The 23,209-nt window shown below is 66.2% G+C and carries 19 protein-coding genes; all 19 read right to left on the bottom strand.

The window, feature by feature from the left end:
- Positions 1–3: 3 nt before the first annotated feature.
- The 19 genes from ACK4S9_RS18225 to ACK4S9_RS18135 all read right to left on the bottom strand — a co-directional run bounded on the left by ACK4S9_RS18225 (position 4) and on the right by ACK4S9_RS18135 (position 23,035).
- A complete protein-coding gene (locus ACK4S9_RS18225; RefSeq protein ID WP_409728598.1) occupies positions 4–1,710 on the bottom strand; it encodes a RecQ family ATP-dependent DNA helicase in 1,707 nt (568 codons plus the stop codon).
- Positions 1,711–2,069: 359 nt separating this feature from the next.
- Entirely contained in the window at positions 2,070–2,471 is a 402-nt protein-coding gene (locus ACK4S9_RS18220; protein ID WP_409728595.1) for a hypothetical protein, read from the bottom strand.
- The gene (locus tag ACK4S9_RS18215; RefSeq protein WP_409728592.1) at positions 2,472–2,864 is read right to left on the bottom strand and encodes an energy transducer TonB; all 393 of its coding nucleotides are present in this window, start codon (positions 2,862–2,864) and stop codon (positions 2,472–2,474) included.
- A gap of 93 nt (positions 2,865–2,957) precedes the next feature.
- Complete coding sequence (locus tag ACK4S9_RS18210) at positions 2,958–3,485, bottom strand: GNAT family N-acetyltransferase (protein ID WP_409728589.1); 528 nt, start codon at positions 3,483–3,485, stop codon at positions 2,958–2,960.
- A complete protein-coding gene (locus tag ACK4S9_RS18205) occupies positions 3,482–4,060 on the bottom strand; it encodes a helix-turn-helix domain-containing protein (protein WP_409728586.1) in 579 nt (192 codons plus the stop codon). Before ACK4S9_RS18205 ends, ACK4S9_RS18210 begins: the two co-directional genes overlap by 4 nt.
- A gap of 109 nt (positions 4,061–4,169) precedes the next feature.
- Entirely contained in the window at positions 4,170–5,753 is a 1,584-nt protein-coding gene (ahpF, locus tag ACK4S9_RS18200) for an alkyl hydroperoxide reductase subunit F (RefSeq protein WP_409728583.1), read from the bottom strand.
- A 121-nt stretch (positions 5,754–5,874) separates the two neighbouring features.
- Entirely contained in the window at positions 5,875–6,438 is a 564-nt protein-coding gene (ahpC, locus tag ACK4S9_RS18195; protein WP_313030832.1) for an alkyl hydroperoxide reductase subunit C, read from the bottom strand.
- A 368-nt stretch (positions 6,439–6,806) separates the two neighbouring features.
- Positions 6,807–8,021 carry an ATP-binding protein gene (locus ACK4S9_RS18190; RefSeq protein ID WP_409728579.1) on the bottom strand — a complete coding sequence of 405 codons (1,215 nt, stop codon included), beginning with the start codon at positions 8,019–8,021 and terminating at the stop codon, positions 6,807–6,809.
- Positions 8,018–8,629, bottom strand: coding sequence for a chemotaxis protein CheB (locus ACK4S9_RS18185; RefSeq protein WP_409728623.1), 612 nt, complete (start codon positions 8,627–8,629; stop codon positions 8,018–8,020). Before ACK4S9_RS18185 ends, ACK4S9_RS18190 begins: the two co-directional genes overlap by 4 nt.
- Positions 8,630–8,631: 2 nt before the next feature.
- Positions 8,632–9,474 (bottom strand): CheR family methyltransferase, encoded by an 843-nt coding sequence (locus tag ACK4S9_RS18180; protein WP_409728575.1) that lies wholly within the window; start codon positions 9,472–9,474, stop codon positions 8,632–8,634.
- 8 nt (positions 9,475–9,482) lie between these two features.
- Complete coding sequence (locus ACK4S9_RS18175; protein ID WP_409728572.1) at positions 9,483–12,950, bottom strand: response regulator; 3,468 nt, start codon at positions 12,948–12,950, stop codon at positions 9,483–9,485.
- 119 nt (positions 12,951–13,069) lie between these two features.
- Positions 13,070–15,655, bottom strand: a complete 2,586-nt coding sequence (locus ACK4S9_RS18170) for an excinuclease ABC subunit A (RefSeq protein ID WP_409728569.1) — start codon at positions 15,653–15,655, stop codon at positions 13,070–13,072.
- A 76-nt stretch (positions 15,656–15,731) separates the two neighbouring features.
- Positions 15,732–16,979 carry a glycosyltransferase gene (locus tag ACK4S9_RS18165; protein WP_409728566.1) on the bottom strand — a complete coding sequence of 416 codons (1,248 nt, stop codon included), beginning with the start codon at positions 16,977–16,979 and terminating at the stop codon, positions 15,732–15,734.
- Between the two features lie 16 nt (positions 16,980–16,995).
- Positions 16,996–17,532 (bottom strand): pyridoxamine 5'-phosphate oxidase family protein, encoded by a 537-nt coding sequence (locus tag ACK4S9_RS18160; protein WP_409728564.1) that lies wholly within the window; start codon positions 17,530–17,532, stop codon positions 16,996–16,998.
- Between the two features lie 96 nt (positions 17,533–17,628).
- Complete coding sequence (locus tag ACK4S9_RS18155) at positions 17,629–18,069, bottom strand: MarR family winged helix-turn-helix transcriptional regulator (protein ID WP_409728561.1); 441 nt, start codon at positions 18,067–18,069, stop codon at positions 17,629–17,631.
- Positions 18,056–18,943 (bottom strand): alpha/beta fold hydrolase, encoded by an 888-nt coding sequence (locus ACK4S9_RS18150; RefSeq protein WP_409728558.1) that lies wholly within the window; start codon positions 18,941–18,943, stop codon positions 18,056–18,058. Before ACK4S9_RS18150 ends, ACK4S9_RS18155 begins: the two co-directional genes overlap by 14 nt.
- Positions 18,944–19,158: 215 nt before the next feature.
- Positions 19,159–20,226, bottom strand: a complete 1,068-nt coding sequence (locus ACK4S9_RS18145; protein ID WP_409728555.1) for an SDR family oxidoreductase — start codon at positions 20,224–20,226, stop codon at positions 19,159–19,161.
- Positions 20,227–20,287: 61 nt separating this feature from the next.
- Positions 20,288–20,755 carry a DUF1854 domain-containing protein gene (locus ACK4S9_RS18140; RefSeq protein WP_409728552.1) on the bottom strand — a complete coding sequence of 156 codons (468 nt, stop codon included), beginning with the start codon at positions 20,753–20,755 and terminating at the stop codon, positions 20,288–20,290.
- Entirely contained in the window at positions 20,756–23,035 is a 2,280-nt protein-coding gene (locus ACK4S9_RS18135) for an ABC transporter ATP-binding protein (protein WP_409728550.1), read from the bottom strand. It lies immediately after the preceding gene.
- Positions 23,036–23,209 lie beyond the last annotated feature (174 nt).

Raw genomic sequence — 23,209 nt, 5'->3', positions numbered from 1 at the left:
GGCTCAAGCCGGCTCGAGAAACTCGGCCAGGAAAGTACGCGGTTCTTCCTGGTCAGGAAATTCCAGTGTCACCTGGCTACCTGCGAGAGCGACGATCACGCCCTCGCCATACTTGGGCGCCTTGGCGCGGCTGCCGACTTCGAACTTCGGTCCAGTAGGCTCGGGCGTGGGTTCACGGTCGAACTCGTCGTCGCGGATCTCGATCTCGTCGAGCGCCAGGGCCGGCGGGTTCAGGCAGTTATCGCACTTGCAGCACTTCTCGAAACCCTCGACCTCGTCGTCGAAGTAGTCCAGCAAGAGCTTCCAGCGACAGAAGCCGCTTACCGCATAGCCTACCATCTGATCGAGCGCTTCGCGGTCCCGTTCAGCCTTCTGGACATAGACCTCAGCCAGTTTCCCGAACACTTGCGGGTCAGGCTCCTTATTGGTCGGGATGTATTCGAGCTTGCGGTTCTGGCGCAGCAGCTTGCCGTCCTTCAACAATTTGATGCAGACCTTGAGCTTGGCCTCGCCCGCCTCTTCCAGCGCGGTCTCGAGCCGCTCGGTGGTGACCGCTCCCTCTTGCGCCAGCTCGCGCACGACGGTGTAGACCGTCTGCAATTCGGCCGCGGCCGGGTAATGCTTGACCAGGAAAAACTGCTGGATGCGCTTGTCGTCCTGCAGGAACAGCAGCGTGCACTTGGCGTCCAGCCCGTCGCGCCCGGCGCGGCCCGACTCCTGGTAATAGGATTCGAGGTTGGCGGGAATCTGCAGGTGGATCACGAAGCGGGTATCGCTCTTGTCGATGCCCATGCCGAAGGCGTTGGTGGCAACCATCACGCGCCGCTCGCCGTCCATGAACAGGTCCTGGTTCAGCTTGCGCTCGCTAGCGGTGAGCTTGCCGTGATAGATCGTGACCGACTCGCCGGCTTCCTCCAGCACGGCCAGCATTTCCTCGGCCAGCTTGACGGTGGCGGCATAGACGATGCCGACGCCCTCGGTCTCCTGGACCAGCCTCAGGGCCTGGGTCAGCTTTTCCTGGGGATTGGTCACCTGCACCACGCCGTAGTGCAGGTTGGGCCGGTAGATGCCGGTGTTGATGACGTTCAGCTTGCGGCCGAGCTGCTTGCCGATGTCGGCCATGACCTCCTCGGTCGCGGTCGCCGTCAGTGCCAGCACCGGCGGCTTGCCGAGGGCGTCGAGGGCGGCGGACAGGCCGATGTAGGCGGGGCGGAAGTCGTGCCCCCATTGCGAGATGCAATGGGCCTCGTCGACCACGACGATGTCGAGCGTGACCTGCTGGAGCACGGCGATGAATTCGGGCGAGACCAGGCGTTCCGGCGTGCAGAACACGATCTCGCAGGCTTCGTTCTCGATCGCCTCGATGGCCGCCGCTTCTTCCTCGGCGTTCAGGCTGCTGTTGACCTGCACCGAACGGATGCCCAGCTCTTCGAGCTTTTCGAGCTGGTCCTTCATCAGGGAAATCAGGGGCGAGACGACGATCGTGATCCCCTCGAGCATCTTGGCGGGGATCTGGTAGCACAGCGACTTGCCGCCGCCGGTAGGCATGATCGCCAGCGTGTCCTTGCCGTCGAGGACGCTGTCGATCACGCGTTGCTGGCCGTCGCGCAACTGCTCGATTCCGAAGGTGGAACGCAGCAGGCGGCGGATGGAGTTACGGCGCACGGCGAGCAGGCCGCGGTGCAGGAGTGTGGGTTCGTGTCGGGTCATGATGGCCCCTACTCTATGCCCGCCGCATGCGCGCACCTATAGGACGCAAGCTACCTGACCCGTAGGAACTCAACTTTTGCAGCGACCGACATTCATCGTGACAATGTCACAAGCTTTATTCCTACAAACCCACGGAGGTTTTGCCGATGGTTACGGCTGAGACGAGTGACTAAGATGACACCATCCTCACCACGCATCCAACCATCAGGGAGTCTCACCATGGCACGCCATCATCCAATGACCTGGACCGCAGTCCACCTGGCACTGGCCAGTGCGGCGACCTGGCTGCTGCTCGAGACCGAGGCGCTGACCGGGGCACTGCTGTTCGCTTTGCACTGATTGTCAATGCCCCGAGCGCTTCAGAAGGTTTCTCTCCTGATGCTGCTGACGACCTTGAATGGCCGGCTGTCGAGCATGACCTCGACATGGACGAAGGTCTTCAAGCGCAGGCGCTCGGCCCGGTCCGGGCTGCTCAGCTCGGACCTTGCGCTTCCCGCGTAGGTGCAGGACGCCGCGCGAATCGGATCGCAATCGAAACCCATGCTGCGTAATCCGGGCCTTGGGTCATCCTCATCCAGGATGTCTTTTGTATTCACCAGTTTGCCCAGGGAGCGGTTCACGACTTGCTCTCCCAGGAACAGGGCGCTGCGGAGCGTTCCCGCCACCTGGTGGCTTCCCAGGCCCGCATAGTCGTTGACGGCGCTCGGACCCGATGCGCACGCGCTGAGCAGCAAGACCAGGAATGCAGGCTTCCTCGACATTCAGTGTTCCGCCAACGGTTCCCAGACATACTGGATCGCGGTCCAGCCCTCGACCGGCTTACCGTCGACCATCGGAGGATTGAAACGGCATTTGGACATTGCCAGCCGCGCCGCCTCGTCGAGTGATGGATACCCCGACGACGTGTGGATGAGCGAGCGCTTGACGACGCCGTCGACACCGAGCAGGAAGCGCACCGTCACCGTTCCCCGATGTTGTTGCTCGAGGTCCTGCTCAGGATAGGCGGGACGGGCGCAGGTCTCGGTCCTGAGCATGCCTGGAGAACCGGCGCTTGCCTTGATCGGCACGAGCTTGTCGCCAGCGTGGACGCTGGCCGATCCCATCAGTACCAGCACAGCGACAGCTGAAACAGCTGTCAAGTTCATGATTTTCATTGCAGGCTCGACCCGGTCATGATGGACAAGCGGCCAGCTTACAAGAATCTCGTAAACAGATTCTCCTCAATTATCACGGGTCACGGCGCCGGTTCACAGATGCTTGTAAAAGAAGCTCGTCGCGCAAAATGCACCGTCGGGCATGAGCGCATACTTCGGCACCACCCCGGCACGCTGCCATCCGGCCCGCTCGTACAGGCGCTCGGCGTCGCCGCCCGTGACCGTATCGAGCACCAGCACGGTTTTCCCTTCCTCCCTTGCCAGCGCATCGAGCGCCGCCAGCAACTGCGTCCCGACGCCGGCGCGGCGCGCGCGGCGGTGCACCAGCATCTTGGCGACGTCGGCGCGGTGCGGCTGGTTGTCCGGCATTGCCGTGACCAGCTGCACGGTGCCGACGATATTTCCCGCGCCGTCTTCGGCCACCAATAAAGCGCGCTCGCCGCGCGCGACCCCATCGGCCACGCCGCGCCAGAAGGCCAGCGCCTTGTCGCGCGCCAGCGGCAGCATGAAGCTCACGGAGGCGCCACCTTCGACGCAATCGACCAGCACGTCGGCCAGCGCCTCGATGGCGGCGACGGCTTCTTCGGCGCCGAGGCGCCGCACGGTGAGGGCGCCGCTCACGGCACCCTCCGGTTCGAGGACACCAGCGCCACCAGGTAGCGCGCCGCCTTGGTGCCGGGGTTGTGGAAGCTGGTCGGCCGGTCCACGCGCATGGCCAGGCAGTCGCCCGCCGCCAGGCGCCAGCGGGCGTCGCCGAGGCTGATCTCCATCTCGCCTTCGATCATCCACACCTGCTGCCGGATGTCGGCGTCGCGGGGAGAGGTATCGAAAGCCACCCGCTGGCCGGGCGGAAACACCACCTCGACCAGCTGGATCGGCGACGGCGCCGCAGGCGACAGGTGGCGGCGCAGGTAGCCGCTGACCGGATCGGTCCATACCGGCTGATCGGCGGCGCGCGCCAGCGGCGAAGGCTCGGCGTCGGCATCGCCGCCCTGCTCGAACAGCGCAGCCAGCGGAACGCCGAGGGCGCCGGCCAGCTTGTCGAGCACGGTGGCGGTGGCGCTGCTCTCGCCGCGCTCGATCAGGGAAATGGTCGAGCGGCCTACCCCGCTCAGCTCGGCAAGGGTAGCCAGTGACAAGCCGCGCTTCTCGCGCAAGCTCCGCACGCGGCGGGCGATCAGTTCGTTGATGTCCATGCATCCATTATAGTGGATTTATTTATCCAGTAAACTGGATGGCGCGCCAAAAAAAAACGCCATCCCAGTAATGGGAATGGCGTTTTCAGTGTCGCGACGCGTCGGGCGATCAGGCCGCCTTGGCTTGCTCGGCAGTGCTTTCTTCTTCCACCGGCAGGCGCATCAGGTAGTCGAAGGCCGCCAGCGAGGCCTTGGCGCCCTCGCCCACCGCGATCACGATCTGCTTGAACGGCACCGTGGTGACGTCGCCGGCCGCATACACGCCGGGAATCGAGGTCTGGCCCTTGGCGTCGACTTCGATCTCGCCGTGCGCCGACAGGTCCAGCGTGCCCTTCAGCCATTCGGCGTTCGGCACCAGGCCGATCTGCACGAACACGCCTTCCAGATCCACGCGTTTCAGGTCGCCGCTGTTGCGGTCCTTGTACGACAGGCCGTTGACGATCTTGCCGTCGCCGTGGATCTCGGTGGTCTGGGCCGACTTGATCACGGTGACGTTTTTCAGCGAGTACAGCTTGCGCTGCAGGACCGCGTCGGCGCGCAGTTCGGCGCCGAACTCGATCAGGGTCACTTCCTTGACGATGCCCGCCAGGTCGATCGCCGCTTCGACGCCCGAGTTGCCGCCACCGATCACGGCCACGCGCTTGCCCTTGAACAGCGGGCCGTCGCAGTGCGGGCAGTAGGCCACGCCCTTGTTGCGGTACTCGCGCTCGCCCGGCACGTTGATCTCGCGCCAGCGCGCGCCGGTGGCGATGATCACCGACTTCGACTTGAGCACGGCGCCGGTCTCGGTGTGCACTTCGATCATCTTGCCCTCGACCAGCTTGTTGGCGCGCTGGGTGTTCATGATGTCGACGTCATAGTGCTTGACGTGCTCTTCCAGGGCGACGGCGAATTTCGGGCCGTCGGTTTCCTTCATCGAGACGAAGTTCTCGATGGCGAGCGTGTCCAGCACCTGGCCGCCGAAACGGTCGGCCAGCACGCCGGTACGGATGCCCTTGCGGGCGGCGTAGATCGCCGCGGCCGCGCCGGCCGGACCGCCGCCGACGATCAGGACGTCGAACGGGTCTTTCTTGTTGAGCTCAGCGGCCTTGCGGGCGCCGGCGCCGGTGTCGATCTTCGACAGGATCTCTTCCACGCTGGTGCGGCCCTGGCCGAAGTGCTGGCCGTTCAGGAACATCATCGGTACCGCCATGATCTGGCGCGCTTCGACTTCGCTCTTGAACACGCCGCCGTCGATGGCGACGACCTTGATGCGCGGGTTGATGACCGACATCGCGTTGAGGGCCTGCACCACTTCCGGGCAGTTATGGCAGCTCAGCGAAATGAAGGTTTCGAATACGTAGTCGCCGTCCAGGTTCTTGATCTGGTCGATGACGGCCTGGTCCAGCTTGATCGGGTGGCCGCCCACCTGCAGCAGCGCCAGCACCAGCGAGCTGAATTCGTGGCCGAGCGGGATGCCGGCGAAATCCACGGCGACGTCGGTGCCGACCCGCTTGATCGAGAACGAGGGCTTGCGGGCATTGGTGCCGTCGTTGCGCACGGTGATCTTGTCGCTCAACGCGGCGATTTCGCGGAGCAGTTCATCCATTTCGCGCGCTTTCGGCGAATCATCCAGCGATGCAACGAGCTCAATCGGCTGCACCACTTTTTCCAGATAGGCTTGCAACTGCTTCTTGAGGGTTGCGTCCAGCATGATGTTTTCCTCGACTATGACGTTGTTGTTCAATATATGGTGGTGCCTGGGCCCCGAATCGGGCCCCAGAAATGCACCGGGCCGCCAGGGCGGCCCGGGACAGTACTACCTTGCTACCAGCTTAGATCTTGCCGACCAGGTCCAGCGACGGGGTCAGGGTTTCGGCGCCTTCGGTCCACTTGGCCGGGCACACTTCGCCCGGGTGCGAAGCGACGTACTGGGCAGCCTTGACCTTGCGCATCAGTTCCGAAGCGTCGCGGCCGATGCCGTTGTCGTGCACTTCCATGACCTTGATCTGGCCTTCCGGGTTGATCACGAAGGTGCCGCGCAGTGCCATGCCTTCTTCTTCGATCATGACTTCGAAGTTGCGCGACAGGGTGCCGGTCGGGTCGCCGATCAGCGGGTAGTTCACTTTCTTGATGGCGTCCGAAGTGTCGTGCCATGCCTTGTGGGCGAAGTGGCTGTCGGTCGACACGCCGTACACGTTCACGCCCATCTTCTCGAATTCAGGCTGGAAAGCAGCCAGGTCTTCCAGTTCGGTCGGGCAGACGAAGGTGAAGTCGGCCGGGTAGAACATCAGGATCGACCAGGTGCCCTTGAAGTTCTCTTCCGTCAGATCGATGAACTTGCCGTTGTGGTAAGCAGTGGCTTTGAACGGCTTGATCTGGGTGTTGATGAGGGACATGTAATCTCCTGTTTTCGGGTGGTTAAAAGATTTGATAGACGCCAGTGTACCGACCTGAGCGTCTTTTGTGAAATTGATTGATGCGATACTGCCGATTGATTTTAACTATCGAGCAAGTATTGCTCTCCCTTTGAAGGGACTCATCGAGCCGGCAAGCCGGCCCAATTCGTGAGTGTGGACGAAATGACAGTGGCGTGCAACCCGTGCTTCGATTGAGCAGGATACGCGTGCTGTGTGACAGGATGATTTTGCAGGGTGGACGGGTCCCCGTCCGCGCGTTCAACTCCCCGATGAATCGCGTTTCGGCTGATCATGAGATTGTTGAACGCGCGGACGGCAAAGCCGTCCACCCTACGGTATGGAAGACTTCAAGCCGTGGTGGCCGTGTCGACCGTCTGCTCGCAGGTCGGCAGAATCAAGCTGAAGGTCGAGCCCTCCCCCGGCTTGCTGGTCACGCGCAATTCGCCGCCGTGCGAGATCGCCAGCTGGCGCGAGATGTACAGTCCCAGCCCCAGGCCCTTGGGCTCGCCGTTGCGCGCGCCGCGCTCGTAGGGCTCGAAGATGCGTTCCAGGTCGCTCGGGGCGATGCCCTTGCCCTCGTCGCGCACGTCGATGCGCACCGTATCGTCAACGTACTGCACGCTCACCTCGACCGGCTGGCCGCCGCCGTAGCGCAGCGCATTGGTCAGGAGATTGACCACCACCTGCTCGATGCGGAACTCGTCCCAGCAGCCCTCCACCGGCGGGTGCGGCTGCAGGGACAGCTTGCAGCCGGTGGCCGCGGCCTGCAGCGACAGGTCGCTGACGACGCGCTCGAGCAGGTCCATCAGCTGGACCTGGGCCGGGCGGATCGACAGCTGGCCGCTGCGCATGCGCGAGACGTCGAGCATGTCGTCGATCAGGCGGATCATGGCCTTGATCTGGCGCTCGTCGCGCTTGATCATGGCCTCGAACTGGTCGGGCTTGATGGTGGCCAGCGTGCCGCGCTTGAGCTGCAGGCTGCGCATCTGCGCTTCCAGGAACAGGGTGTTGAGCGGGGTGCGCAGCTCGTGCGCCACCAGCGACATGAATTCGTCGCGCATGCGCAGCGAGCGCTGCAGCTCTTCCTGGGTCTGGTTCAGTTCGCGCAGCAGGGTTTCCTGTTCCTGGCGGCTGCGCTCGAGCGCGGCCATCTGGCGCTGCATCTGGCGGCGCTGCTGGTCGAGCGTGACGAATACGTTGACCTTGCTGCGCACCGCGTCCGAATCGAGCGGCTTGTAGAGAAAGTCGACGGCGCCCGTCTCGTAGCCCTTGAAGGCGTAATTCAGCTCGCGGCCGGCGGCGGACACGAACACGATCGGGATGGCGCGGGTGCGGGAGGTGGAGCGCATCATTTCGGCCAGTTCGAAGCCGTCCATGCCCGGCATCTGGACGTCGAGGATGGCCAGCGCGAAGTCGTGCTCGAGCATCAGCGCCAGCGCTTCCTCGCCCGAGGAGGCCTGGTAGACGAGGCGTCCTTCGCCGCGGATCAGGGCGTCGAGGGCGCGCAGGTTCTCCGGCAGGTCGTCGACGATCAGAAGTTTGCTAGGGTCTTGCGGGCTCATAGGTTCCTCAGCATGGGAAGCAGTGTCCGGATACCGGACAGCGGCAGCACGAGATGGGGCGCGCAGCGCCGGATCGCCTCGACCGGCATGGCACTGGCCTGCGCTTCGCCGGGGTCCTGCACGACGGTCAGGCCGCCGCGCTCGCGGATGCGGCGCATGCCCTCGGCGCCGTCATGGTTGGCGCCGGTCAGCAGGATGCCGGCAAGCGCCGGGCCATAGGCGTCGGCGGCGGACTCCATCAGCACGTCGATCGCCGGGCGCGCGAACTGCACCGGCGGCTCGCAGCTCAGCGAGAAGCAGCGGTCGCGCTCGACCGACAGATGATAGCCCGAACCGGCAAAATAGATCACGCCGGGTTCCAGCGGCTCCTTGTCACGCGCCTCGCGCACCGGCAGCGCGGCGCGCAGCTCGAACAGCTCGGCCAGGCGGCTGTCGCGGTCGGGCGGCACGTGCAGGATGCACACCACGGTGGAGCGAAAACCGGCCGGGATGACGGGCAGCAGGCTGATCAGCGCATCGACGCCGCCAGCCGAGCCGCCGATGACGACCAGCTCGACGCGGCGGCCGCGCAGGACCGCGCCAAGGTCCGCCAGGGCGCTCGCCGGCATGTTCACAGGGCAGCCTTGCGGTAGATGCGTTCGCGCCGGGCCAGCACGTCGAAGCGATCCGCATGGCTGGAGAACTCGATGCTCTCCTTGCTGCCCAGGCCCAGGAAGCCGCGGTAGCACAGCGATTCGTGGAACAGGCCAAGCACACGGTCCTGCAGCTTGCGATTGAAATAGATCAGCACATTGCGGCAGCTGACGAAATGGGTCTCCGAGAACACGGTATCGGTGGCCAGGCTGTGGTCCGCGAAGGTCACGTTCTCGACCAGGGCGCGGTCGAACAGGGCGCCGCTGTAGGCCGCCGTGTAGTAATCGGAAAAGGCGCGCTTGCCGCCGGCCTTCTGGTAGTTCTCGGTGTACAGGCGCATGCGTTCGAGGTTGAACACGCCGCGCCGCGCCGCCTCCAGCGACTCGGGATTGATATCGGTGGCGTAGATGATGGTGCGGTCCAGCAGCCCTTCTTCCTGCAGCAGGATGGCCAGCGAATACACCTCTTCGCCGGTGCTGCAGCCGGCCACCCACACCTTCAGCGACGGATAGGTCTTCAGGAAAGGCACCACGTGCTCGCGCAGCGCCAGCCAGTATTCCGGGTCGCGGAACATCTCGCTGACGGGAATCGTCAGGTACTGCAGCAACTGGGCGAAACCGTCCGGCTCGTGCATCACCTTGGCCTGCAGGCTCGAGACGGTGTCGCACTCCATCTCGCGCATGGCCACCAGGATGCGGCGCTTCTGCGAGGCGCCCGTATAGTCCCTGAAATCGTAGTTGTACTTCAGGTAGACGGCTTCCACGAGCATCTTCAGCTCGATGTCGAAGTCGTCCGGCGGCGTCGGATCGATGGGGCTCATTGGCATGCTCAAATGCGTTCCAGTGTCGGCATCCACACCCGCAGCAGCGAGTACAGGCGGGAGAGGTCGATCGGCTTGGCCAGATAGTCGTTGGCGCCGGCGGCCAGGCACTGCTCCTGGTCGTCCTTCATCGCCTTGGCCGTGATGGCGATGATCGGCAGGCGGTCGAAGCGCCCGTCCGCGCGGATGCGGCGGGTCGCTTCCAGCCCGTCCATGCCCGGCATCATCACGTCCATCAAGACCAGGTCGATACCTGGAACCTGGTCGAGCTTGTCGATGGCCTCGAAACCATTGCGGCCCACCTCGACCCTGGCGCCGCGCGATTCGAGCGCGCTGGTCAGCGCGAACACGTTGCGCACGTCGTCGTCCACCAGCAGGATGGTACGCCCTTCGAACACGCGGTCGCGCCCGCGCACGGCCTTGAGCATGGTCTGGCGCTCGGACGATAGCTCGCTTTCGACCTTGTGCAGGAACAGGGTCACCTCGTCCAGCAGGCGCTCGGGCGAACGGGCGCCCTTGATGATGATCGAGCGCGAATACTTGAGCAGCTCGGCTTCCTCGTCGCGCGTCAGGTTGCGGCCGGTGTACACGATCACCGGCGGGAACGAGCAAACTTCCTCGCTGGCCATGCGCTCGAGCAGCTCGCCGCCCTGCATGTCGGGCAGCTTCAGGTCGATGATCATGCAATCGAAAATCTGCTCCTTCAGCAGGGCCAGGGCGTCGCCTCCCATGCCCACCGCCCGGATCTCGACGTCGGTGTCGGCGATCAGCTGCACCACGCTCTCGCGCTGGCGCTCGTCGTCCTCGACCAGCAGCACGCGCTTGATCTTCTGGCTCGATTTTTCCTGCAGCTTGCGGAACACCTCTTCCAGCTGCTCGCGGCTGGTGGGTTTCAGTGCATAGCCGATCGCGCCCAGGTGCAGGGCCTCGCCGCCGTTTTCCATGCTCGAGACGATGTGCACCGGGATGTGGCGGGTGGCCGGATTGTCCTTCAGCTGCTGCAGCACCGACAGGCCGGAGCTGTCCGGCAGGCGGATGTCGAGCAGCACCGCGTCCGGCTTCTGGCTGGCGGCCAGCGCCAGGCCTTCGCCGGCGCTGAGCGCCACCAGGCAGCGGTAGTCGAGTTCGTGCGCCAGGTCGAACAGGATGCGCGCGAATTCGGGTTCGTCCTCGATTACCAGCACGGTACGGGTACCGGCGGCGGGCAGGTCGCGGTCGTCCGCGAAGCTGGCGATCGGTTCGATCGGCGCCGGCGCAGCGGTGGGCGCCGGCGTGGCCGCCAGGGCCGGTTGCGGGGCATGCAGGGCCGGGGCCGCCGGCGGGGTGGCCGCCACCGCGCCGCTGCGCGGCAGGCTCAGGGTGAACAGGCTGCCCTCGCCCGGCTGGCTCGACACGGTCAAGTTGCCCCCCAACAGGTTGGTGAGGTCGCGCGAAATCGACAGGCCCAGGCCGGTGCCGCCGAAGCGGCGGCTGGTGGTGCCGTCGGCCTGGTGGAAGGCATCAAAAATCTTGTCCTGCTGGTCCTGGGCGATGCCGATGCCGGAATCGCGCACGCCGAACTGCACCCAGCCCTCGGGCGTCACGCCCACCGTCATGCGCACGGCGCCGCGGTCGGTGAACTTCACCGCGTTGGACAGCAGGTTCTTCAGGATCTGCTCGACGCGCTGGCGGTCGGTGGTGATCGCAGCCGGCACGTTCGGGTCGATCGACACGCTGAACTCGAGCGCCTTCTGGCGCGCGAGCGGCTCGAAGGTGCGCGCCAGGCCTTCGACCATGCGGCGCAGCGGCACTTCTTCCGGCACCAGCTCGAGCTTGCCCGCCTCGACCTTCGAGATGTCGAGGATGTCGTTGATCAGGTGCAGCAGGTCGTTGCCGGCCGAGTAGATGGTCTGGGCGAAACGTACCTGCTCCTCGTTGAGGTTGCCGTTGGCATTATCGGCCAGCAGCTTGGCCAGGATCAGCGAGCTGTTGAGCGGTGTGCGCAGCTCGTGCGACATATTGGCCAGGAATTCGGACTTGTAGCGGCTGGCGCGCTCCAGGTCCAGCGCGCGCTGGCGCAGCTGCTCCTGGGCGCCGGTGAGGGCCGCGTTCTTCATGTCGAGATTGAGCGCCTGCTCGGCCAGCTGGTCGTTGGTGGCGCGCAGCTCGGACTGCTGGTTCTCCAGCGCGGTCTGCGATTCTTCCAGCGCGCGCGACTGTTCTTCCAGCTCCTCGTTGGCGGTGCGCAGCTCTTCCTGCTGGACCTGCAGTTCTTCGTTCAGGGTCTGGGTCTCTTCCAGCGCATGCTGCAGGCGCAGGCGGTACAGCACCGCCGCCATCGAGGCGCCGACGTTTGGCGCGATCAGTTCCATGAACTCGCGGTCGCGCGCCGTCACCGGATGCAGGAAGCCGATCTCGATCACGCCCTTGATCTTGCCGTGGTTGTGCACCGGGGCGATCAGGAGTTCGCGCGGCGGCGTCTCGCCCAGGCTCGATGCCACCTTGATGTAACCGTCCGGCAGGTCGTGCAGCACCAGCAGGCGCTTCTCGAGCGCCGCCCGGCTGGCCAGCGAATGGCCGGGCATGATCACCTGGGCGTCGTCGGCCTTGTCGAAAGCGAAGCCGTAGGCGCCGATGCGGCGCAGCACGCCGTCCTCGCCATGCACGTACATGGCGGCCACTACGCCGTCCAGGTAACGCGTCACGTAGCTGAGCACGGCGTCGGCCAGCGGTTCCAGCGAGTGGATGCCGGCGCTCAGCGTGGCCAGTTCGGTCTGGCCGGAACGCAGCCAGTCCTGGTGGCGCAACTGGGCATTGTGCTCGGCCTCGTGCTCGAGCGTCTCCTGGTAGGAATCCGACAGGGCAACCAGTTGGCGGCGGCCGAACAGGGCCAGGCCGACGCCCGCCAGGACGCTCAGGGCCAGGAAGATCACCACCGACCAGGTGGTGACGCGACGCGCTTCATCGTTGCGTTCACGCAGCAGGCGCCGCTCGACCTCGAGGAAGTCCTCGAAGGAGCGGCGGATCTCGTCGGTCAGGATCTTGCCGCGGCCGCTGCGCACGGCGTCCAGGTAGCTCGGATCGTTGCGGCGGCGGCGCTCGATCATCTCGGTGGCGAAGGCTTTCCAATGGGTTTGCGAGGCCCGGATGCGCTTGATCCGCTCGACCTGGGACGGGTTGTCCGCCACCATGTCGCCCATGCTTCCGAGTCCGCTCTGCACGCGCTGCAGGGCCAGCAGGTAAGGCGACAGGAAAGCCTCGTCGCCGGCCAGCAGGTAGCCGCGCATGCCGGTCTCCATGTCGGCGACCAGCTTGCTGACTTCCTGGGCGTTGCCGATCACCCGCTCGGAATGCTCGACCCGGTTCAATATATTGATCAGGTAAGCGATGATGGCGACGAACACCAACGCGGTGACGACGCTCATTCCCAGCGGCAGGGCCACGTTGCGGGTCAGGATACGACGGAATTGTGAATTATCGATGGTTGGGCCGGCCATGCGTTGTGAGTGAAATGCGCAAAAGTTGGGAAAAAAAATATCCCAAGTGTAACGCATGGACCCATTTTCGGTCACACAATTGAGTGTATTCGCGACATCTCAATTGCTATTGTGAAATGTTATGTCGACGCGGCGGACAGGCCCAGCTGGGCGGCCAGGTAGGGGGCCGTGCGGCTCGCCTTGCAGCGCGCCACCTCTTCCGGCGGCCCGGCGCATACCAGCCTGCCGCCCTCGTCGCCTGCGCCCGGACCGACGTCGATCACCCAGTCGCAACCGGCCACCACGCGCATGGTGTGCTCGACCACGATCACGGTGTTGCCGCTATCGACCAGGCGGTTCAGCTGCGCCACCAGGCGGTCGGCGTCGACCGGGTGCAGGCCGGTGGTCGGCTCGTCCAGCACGTACAGGGTGTTGCCGCGGCCGGCGCGCTGCAACTCGGACGCCAGCTTGATGCGCTGCGCCTCGCCGCCCGACAGTTCCGTCGCCGGCTGGCCCAGGCGCAGGTAGTCCAGGCCCACCTCGCGCAGCACTTCGAGCGAGCGCTCCACCAGCGTCTCGCCCTCGAAGAAGGCAATGGCTTCGCCCACCGTCATGCCCAGCACCTCGGCGATGTTCTTGCCGCGATAGCGCACCTCCAGGGTCTTGGCGTTGTAGCGCGCGCCTTCGCAGGTCGGGCACGGCGCGTAGACGCTGGGCAGGAACAGCAGCTCGACCATGACGAAGCCCTCGCCGGCGCAGTGCTCGCAGCGCCCCTTGGCGACGTTGAAGGAAAAGCGGCCGGCGTCATAGCGGCGCTTCCTGGCGTCCGGCGTGGCCGCGAACAGCTTGCGCACCTGGTCGAACAGGCCGGTATAGGTGGCCAGGTTGGAACGCGGGGTGCGGCCGATCGGCTTCTGGTCGACCCGCACCATGCGCTTGACCTGGTCCATGCCTGCGACGATGCGCCCTTCGAGCGGCAGCGCGGCCTCCTGCTCCAGGCCGGGTTCGTCGGTCTCGGGCGCTTCGGCATCCGGCGCGGCCTGGCCGAGGGCCCTGCCGGCCAGTTCCACCAGCACCTGGCTGACCAGGCTCGACTTGCCCGAGCCGGACACCCCGGTCACCGCGCTCAATACGCCGAGCGGGAATTCGGCGCTGATGCCGTCGAGGTTGTTGCGGCGCACGCCCTCCAGGCGCAGCCAGCCGGCAGGCGCGCGCGGCGCGCGCCCTGGCAAAGGCGCTTCGTTGAACAGGTAGCGCCGGGTCTGCGACGCCTTCACGTCCTTCAGGCCACCGGGCACGCCGCTGTACAAGACCTGCCCGCCCTTCTCTCCGGCTTGCGGACCGACGTCGACGATCCAGTCGGCCTGCCGGATCACGTCGAGCGCATGCTCGACCACGAACAGCGAATTGCCGGCCGCTTTCAGCTGGGCCAGCGCATCGAGCAAGGCCTCGGTATCGGCCGGGTGCAGGCCGGCCGAGGGCTCGTCGAGCACGTAGACCACGCCGAACAGGTTCGAGCGCACCTGGGTCGCCAGGCGCAGGCGCTGCAGTTCGCCCGGCGACAGGGTCGGCGTGCTGCGCTCGAGCGCCAGGTAGCCCAGGCCCAGGTCGAGCAGCACGCGCAGGCGCGCGCACAGGTCCTGGGCGATGCGCTGGGTGACGATCAGCTGTTCGGGGTGTTCTTTTGCACGCGTCCTGTCCCTGGCCGCTTCGCCCGCGGCATAGGGTTTCAACAGTTCCGCCAGCCGTGCCAGCGGCATGCGCGACAATTCCATGATGTCGATGCCGGCAAAGCTCACCGACAGCGCTTCCTGGCGCAGGCGCTTGCCGCGGCACAGCGGGCATTCCGTGCTCACCATGTAGCGCGCCACGCGCTTCTTCATCGAGGCGCTTTCGGTATTCGCGAAGGTCTGCAGCACGTAGCGGCGCGCACCGGTAAAGGTGCCCTGGTAGCTCGGGGTATCCTTGCGCCGGAGCGCAGCCTTCGTTTCCTTGGGCGTCAAGCCGGCGTAGACGGGCACGGTCGGGGTCTCGTCGGTGAACAGGATCCAGTCGCGGTCCTTCTTCGGCAGCTCGCGCCAGGGCGTGTCCACGTCATAGCCCATCGTGACCAGGATGTCGCGCAGGTTCTGGCCGTGCCAGGCCGGCGGCCAGGCCGCCACCGCGCGCTCGCGGATGGTGAGCGAGTCATCCGGCACCAGCGACTGTTCCGTCACTTCGTAGACCCGGCCCAGGCCCGAGCACTGCGGGCAAGCGCCTTCCGGCGTGTTCGGCGAAAAGGATTCGGCATACAGGAGCTCCTGTCCGGGCGGGTAGTCGCCGGCGCGCGAGTACAGCATGCGCAGGGAATTCGACAGCGTGCTCACGCTGCCGACGGACGAGCGCGCGGTGGGCGAACCGCGCTGCTGCTGCAGTGCCACCGCCGGCGGCAGGCCGTCGATCTCGTCGACCTCGGGCACCGGCATCTGGTGGAACAGGCGGCGCGCATAGGGCGAGACCGATTCCAGGTAGCGCCGCTGGGCTTCCGCGTACAGCGTGCCGAAGGCGAGCGAGGACTTGCCCGAACCGGACACGCCGGTGAACACGACCAGGCTGCCCCGCGGGATGTCGACGTCGACGTTCTTCAGGTTGTGTTCGCGGGCGCCGCGCACCCGGACGAAGCCTGCGCGGCTTTCGCCGGCGGCGGAAGAATGGTCGTGCTTGTGATGCGTCGGCTTGTGGCGCATGGATTCCCCGGCATCGTGAGGTCGATGCCGTATTTCATCCCAGCGAACACCGATTGTCGGTGCGCTTCCCAACAGTTCAGGCGGCAAGCGATGCCAGTCGCGCGCACAGCGGCCCCAAGTCGGCGGGAACGCACAGGGTGGCTGCCCTGCGGGCGGCCTCCATCACGGCTTCATTGCCAACGACCTCCGCGAGCCGCCGCTCGAGCCGTCGCGCGTTCAGGCGCGCAGCACGCAGGCTGGTGCCGGCACCCAGCGCCCGCACCCGCGCCGCATTGTCGAACTGGTCGTGGGCCAGCGGCACCACCAGTTGCGGCGTGCCGGCGCGCAGGGCTTCGGCCGTGGTGCCGATGCCGCCGTGGTGCACCAGCGCGGCCACGTGCGGCAGCAGGGCGCGCAGCGGCACGTAGTCCTGCCACAGCGCCGGCGTCGGCAACTGGGCCGGCAGTTGCCCGCGGTGCGGCGTCAAGAGGATGGCGCGCAGGCCGCGCCGGGCGCAGGCGTCGAGTGCGCAGCGGAAGTACCAAGCCGCCTGGCGGTTGCCGGTGCCGGGCGTGAACACCACCGGTTTCGCCCCCTCTTCCAGGAAGCGCGCCACTTCCGGCGACAGTTCGGCCTGGGGCGACGGGTCGTACAGCGGAAAGCCGGTGCGCGCCAGGGGTTGCGGCCAGTCGGCTTGCGTGGGCGCGAACCATTCCGGGAACAGGGTCAGCGACAGGTCCGGCAGCTTCACGATGTGCTCGACCAGGTCGGCCACCGGCGCCAGGCCGTGGGCGGCGCGCGCGGCATTGACGTCTGGCAACGCCACCGGGTTGATCAGGGCGTCGCCGAGGCGGCGCCATAGCCAGCGCCGCGCGTCCAGCGGCACCCAGCGCGGTACCGGATACGGCCCCAGCATGAGCGGGTCGTGCACGGTCGGCAGGTTGGACGGCGCCAGGTAGGCCGCCACCACCTTCAGGCCGGGGCGGCGCGCGCGGCACAGGTCCGCTTCCGGCAGCGCCAGCGGATGGGCCAGCAGCACGATGCGCTCGTCCACCGGCAGCGCCGCGACAAAAGCGGGAATCCGCGCCATCGCCGGACGGGTGGCGCGCCACACCACCGCCAGGCCGCGCGTTGGATGCCACAGGTCGGGATGATCGAGCACGGCTTCCTCGGCCGGCAGGCCTTGGAAGGCCAGGCCGGTCGGCTCCACGAAGGGCGCGTGCTGCACCGGACCGAGCATGCTGACCCGGTATCCCGCCTCGCGCAGCGCCAGCGCCACGCGCATGAAGGGAAACAGGTCGCCGGCCGAGCCGATGGTGACGACGACGAAGTGCAGTTGCGGCATCGCTGGCGCCCGGTTTTCAGAAGCTGAGCCGGCCCTCGATCGAGTCGTCGAGGGTCTTGCCGAGCACCGCGCCGACCACCACCTTGGCGCCGGCCACGGCGTCGCCGTGCTTGTTGTCCCAGTAATAGCCCTGGCGCGGGATCACGCGGATGGCGGTGATGCGCGGATCGTCCTCGCCCCCGGTGAACCAGGTCTTGAGCATGAAGTTCCACAGGTCCTTGATGCGCCGGCGGTCGGTGATCACCTCGGCATAGCCGTCGAGCTCGAGGAAGCCGGCATGGGCGTTTTTCTGGAAGTAGAGCTTGACCGCCGGGTTGGCCGCGATCTCGGCGTTCTTGTGGCTGTCGCTGGCGCTCAGGAACCAGAGCTGGCCGGCGTCGTCCGCCTCGCGCACGCTCATCGGGCGCACGCCCCGGCTCGGCCCGAGGCCGCCCTGGGTGACGAAGAAGCAGCTGTCGGCATCCTCGGCCATGTCCTTGAGGCGCTGCACGGCCTGCTGGCCGCCGAGGTCGAGGCGGTTCTGTTCCGGCTGGTTGCGGTTGATCGAATCCATGGGGTCTCCCGGTAGGCATGAGCGGATGGGAAGACTCTACCCCTGCCCTGCCTGCGGGTATGTGAGCGCACGTACACTGGCTGTCGAACGGCCGGGTCAATCCCGCGCCGTTCCCGGCTCCAGCGCGGCGGCCTGGGCCAGCCAGCGCGCCACGGTCTGCAGTTCTTCAAGCGTGAACCCTTCGCTCAGCCGCGCATTCAGCTCGACCAGCACCTCGCCGGCACGTTCGCTGGCCGCGCCGCCGGCGCCCGTCATGCGCAGGCGCGTCAGGCGCGCATCGCGCGCATCGGCGACGCGCTCGACCATGCCGGCCGCCTGCATGCGCTTGGACAAGTTGGTGACGGCCGCCGGCGCCACGCCGAGCTCAAGGGCGATTTCGCCGACCGCCGCATCGCCGCGCGATCGCAATACGAACAGCAGGCCGACCTGGGCCGCGCTGATGCCCTCCCAGGATTCGGGACGCGCCTCGATCCAGCGCTGCAGCGCGCGCTGGGCGCGGCCCAGCAGCTGGACGAAACGGGGTTTAGCGGGACGCATGTCCGGCCTCCCTCGCCTGCCCCGCCCGGGCATGCAGCCAGTCGGCCACCTGCGGCCACAGCACGGCTTCGCAGCGGCGCCGGAAGAAGCCCATGTGCCCCACGGCCGGCACGCCGGCCACATGCGGATCAACGTGGCGGCGCTCCACCCGGGCATTGACCAGGTGCGACACCAGCATGTCGACCGCCACCGGATTGGCCCAGGGATCGTCGTCGAAGCCCAGCACCAGCACGGGAATGTCGACCCGGGCCATGCGGCGCGCGGCGTCGACTGCCGGATCATCGAAGAAGTAGCGCGGCAGCGCGGTCCAACCGGCCCACTGCAGCATGACGCCGCGCGGCAGGTCTTCGCCCAGCCCGATGCGCCGGCCCGGCATGTAGCCGAACAGCGCGCACAGGAGCGGCGCCAGCACGCGCAGCACGAAGCGCACCCGCAGGCGCTCGCCGAAGCCGCGCACCGTGTGGCTGGCGCCGGCGTGGGAAGCCACCAGCACCGCGGCGCGCAGGCGCGCGGTCTCGGGCGACAGGCCGATCGCGTGTCCACCCACGCTGTGCCCGACCGCCAGCAGCGGCAGACCGGGGAAGCGCGCTTCGGCCCAGCGGGTGGCGGCGGCGACGTCCTGATCGATCCAGTCGCTCATGCTCGCCTCGAAGCCGCGCAGGCTGTGCGGGCGCGAGCGGCCGGTGCCGCGGTAGTCGTAGGTGAGGACGTTGAATCCGCGCCCGGCGAGCCAGGCCGCAAAGGGCGCGTAATAGTCCTGCGTGACCGCGGTGGCGGGGTGCAGGATGACGGTGGCGGCTGCGCCGGGTACGGACCAGCAGCTGGCTTCGACCGGGATCCGGCCGGCCGGGATCGAGATATGTTCGGGTTGCATGACAGCGCGATCGCCCATTTTCGTTAATGTGTTAACGACTTTAGCATTGGACAGCTGGCGCTGCAAGCGGCTGCTCGCACTTGGGTCCCGGCCTTCGCCGGGAGGACGTTCTAAAGCAAACTATGAAACGACATTGACCTTGTTCTGATCGTGACCCTGAAGATCGTCGTCCCGGCGCAGGCCGGGACCCAATTGCACAGCACGGCCAGCAGGCGTCAAGGAATCAGGCGGGCCGCGCGCAACTGGGCGAACAGGTCGAAGAAGGAGTCGTCGGTGGCCTGGTAGGCCGCAAACCCGAGCTTGCGGCTGCGCGCCATGTCGGTCATCACCTCGATCGGGCGGCCCAGGTCGAGGTCGGTATGCCAGGGCGAGGCCAGGCGCTCGAGCTCGGCTTCCACCAGGCCATGGCGCGCGGCGATGTCGCGCCACAAGGCGTGATCGTTCGCCATCGCCGCTTCGAGCGGCTGGACGCTGCCGTCGAAGCCCGCGGCCTGCACGCCGAACCAGTCGGCGATGCGGCCCCACAACCAGCTCCAGCGGAACAGGTCGCCGTTGACGATGTTGAAGGCCTGGTTGCGCGCCGCGTCGGTATTGGCCGCCCAGACCAGCTGTCCGGCGAGCATGCGCGCATCGGTGACGTCGGACAGGCCGTTCCACTGCGCGCCGGAGCCCGGGAACCGGAACGGGCGCCCGGTTTCCTTGCAGATGGTGGCGTACACGGCCAAGGTGGTGCCCAGGTTCATGGCATTGCCGACCGCCATGCCGATGACGGTGTGCGGGCGGTGCACGCTCCAGGTGAAGCGGTCGCGCTCGGCCGCAGCGTAGACTTCATCTTCCTGGGCGTAATAAAAATTCTCGACGGGCAGGCGCGGCTGGCTTTCGCGCAGCGGCGTGTCCGGCAGCGTGCCGGAAGCCGCATAGGCTTCGAAGGGGCCGAGATAATGCTTCAGGCCGGTGACCAGGGCGACATGGCGCAGCGTCTTCTTGCCGGACAGGCTAGAGAGCAGGTTGCGCACCATGGCCGCGTTCACCCGGATGTTCTCGGCCTCGGTTGCCTGGCGCATCCAGGTAGTGATGAAGACGTGGGTGGGCGACACATCGGCGAGTGCCGCAGCCAGCCCGGCTTCGTCGAGCAGGTCGGCCGCGACCGGCGTCACGCCCGGAATACCATGACCGGGACGGCGCGCCAGTCCAAGGACTTGCCAGCCGTCCGCCACCAGGGCCTTTGCCGTATAGCTGCCCCCGATCCCGCTTGCGCCCACCACCAGTGCTGTCCGTTGCATTGCCGTTTCCCCTGGCGAATCGAAGGGAAAACGGTAGCACGGATGGCAAATGGGACGCGCCTTACAGGAAGCGGTCCAGGATCTTGCGGCTGTGCTTGTCGATGCGGAACATGTCGCGCACCAGGAAGTTGATGCCGTGGTTATCCGCGATCAAGAGCGAGGTGTCGCCGATGCGCCGGATGTCCTCGTCCACCTTCAGCACGAACTCGGTGTCGCCGCGGTCGGTCGTCACGAACCAGGTGCAGGGCGTGGCAAAGCTCGACACGTCCTTGATCCTCAGGATCTCGGGAATGAACTCGCGGCCCTCGATTTCTTCCTGGATCAGCGTACGCACCTGCTCCGGCACGCCGGCCAGGTCGTCGATCCAGGCCACTTCCTTGCCGCCCTCGCGCACCAGGGAGATGCCGCGCGTCGGCGCCTGGATCGGGAAGGCCCGCACCGGGATGACGCCGACGTGCTCCTCGCCCTCGAGCGTGGTCAATACCAGCTTGCCGAAGCTGTCGCGCCGTAGTTGGAAAGTACTGCTCATTTAATCTTCCTTGTCGTCCGGTTCCCCATCCACGTTGCGCGCCTGCGCTTCGTAGAGGCGGTGGTAGGCGCCCTCGCGCGCCATCAACTCGTCGTGGCTGCCCTCTTCCACCACCACGCCGCGGTCCAGCACCACCAGGCGGTCGGCCCGGTGCAGCGTGGACAGGCGGTGGGCGATGGCGATCGTGGTGCGGCCCTGCACCAGGTTGTCGAGCGCCTTCTGGATCTCTTTTTCGGTTTCCGAGTCCACCGAGGACGTCGCTTCGTCCAGGATCAGGATCGGCGGATCGATCAGCAGCGCGCGCGCGATCGAGATACGCTGGCGCTCGCCGCCCGACAAGCCCTGGCCGCGCTCCCCCACCATCGAATCGTAGCCCTGTGGCAGGCGCAGGATGAACTCGTGGGCGTGGGCCGCGCGCGCCGCCGCGATGATCTCTTCGCGCGTGGCGCCCGGCTTGCCGTAGGCGATGTTCTCGGCGATGGTCCCGAAGAACAGGAAGGGTTCCTGCAGCACCAGGCCGATGTGGCGGCGGTAATCCGCCACCGCGAACGAGCGGATGTCGGTGCCGTCGAGCAGGATCGCCCCTTCGGCCACGTCGTAGAAGCGGCAGATCAGGTTGACCAGGGTGCTCTTGCCCGAACCCGAATGGCCGACCAGGCCGACCATCTCGCCGGCGCGGATCTTGAGCGAGATGCCGCGGTTGACCGCGCGATTGCCGTAACGGAAACCGACTTCGCGCAGCTCGATGTTGCCCGCGACCTTATCCACCTTCACCGGGTTAACCGGGTCCGGCACGCTCGACACATGGTCCAGGATGTCGAAGATGCGCTTGGCCGCCGAGGCCGATTTCTGGGTCACCGACACGATGCGGCTCATCGAGTCGAGCTTCACATAGAAGCGGCCGCTGTAGGCGATGAAGGCGGTCAGCGTGCCGACCGTGATGTCGCCGCGCGAGACTTGCCAGATGCCGAAGATCCAGATCACCAGCAGCCCCATTTCGGTCAGCAGCGAGACGGTCGGCGAGAACAGCGACCAGACCTTGTTCAACTTGTCGTTGACGGCCAGGTTGTGCTTGTTCGCTTCGCGGAAGCGCGCCGCTTCGCGCTTTTCCTGGGCAAAGGCCTTGACCACGCGGATGCCCGGGATGGTATCGGCCAGCACGTTGGTCACCTCGCCCCACACGCGGTCGATCTTCTCGAAACCGGTGCGCAGCCTGTCGCGCACCACGTGGATCATCCAGGCGATGAAGGGCAGCGGCACCAGGGTCACCAGCGCCAGCCAGGGATTCATGCTGAACAGGATCACGCCCGTCATGATGATCAGGAGGACGTCGGACAGGAAGTCGAGCAGGTGCAGCGACAGGAACACGCTGATCCGGTCCGAGCCGCTGCCGATGCGCGACATCAGGTCGCCGGTGCGCTTGCCGCCGAAGTATTCCAGCGACAGGCGAAGCAGGTGCTCGTAGGTGGTCGAGCGCAGGTCGGCGCTGATGCGCTCCGACGCCAGCGCCAGCACGTAGGTCTTGCCCCAACCCAGCGCCCAGGCCAGCAGCGCCGCCCCGAACAGGCCGCCCATATATACATAGACGAGCGAAGTATCGATGACTTGGCCGTTCTGGTACGGGATCAGGACGTTGTCCATCAGCGGCTTGGTCAGATACGGGGGGATCATGTGCGCGCCGGTCGAGCCCACCATCAGGAGGAAGCCCAGCAGCAGCTGGCCCTTGTAGGGCCGGGCGAAACGCCACAGGCGGAACAGGGTCCAGGTCGACGGCGGCGTGTGCAGCACCTTGGCGCACACCGCGCACTCGGCGTCGTCCGCTTCCAGCGGGGCCTTGCAGCTCGGGCAGGTGTGCTGCTCCGGCGGCGTCACCGGCACGCCGGAGACGACGCTTTTCAGCTGTTCATTGAAGTGGTCGACGACCCGGATCGCGCCCAGGTTCTGGCCCAGCGTGAAGCGCCAGGCGCCCAACAGGCCTTCGCTATCGACCAGTTCGAGATGGCCGACACCGGCATGGTCGTGGTGGCGCAAGGCCAGGCCGGAGTGGAAAGTCCAGTCGCGCCAGGCATCTTCGCCCGGCACCTTGGCCAGCAAACGGCGGCTGGTGACCACCACCAGGCCCTTCCGGAAATGTAATTTCGCATCGAGGTCAACCTCGACGCCGGTTAAAACGTTTTCCCCTGGTGCAAGCTGTTTCGCAACGTCATTTTGCCAATGTTCGGGCAAAACATTGGCGGAGACCGCCAGGGACGACGGAATAGCGGGTTGTTGAGTTGTCATGGTTTGCGCCCGAGATCAGGCATTGGTTCTGGTGGGGTACAAGCAGCGGCGGGGCTTGGCAATGCACAGGATTGCCGGAGTGCCCGTTGCGTGAAGCGTTCCACAAACAGGCTTAACGTTTCTGCGTATCCTTTGGATGACAAAACGCGGCGTTCCGGCAGAAAAGTAAGCGCC

Source organism: Massilia sp., assembly GCF_046293535.1.
Taxonomy (GTDB): Bacteria; Pseudomonadota; Gammaproteobacteria; order Burkholderiales; family Burkholderiaceae_D; genus Telluria.
The sequence above is the reverse complement of the archived record's forward strand: the minus strand, read 5'-3'. Positions and strand labels throughout refer to the sequence as shown.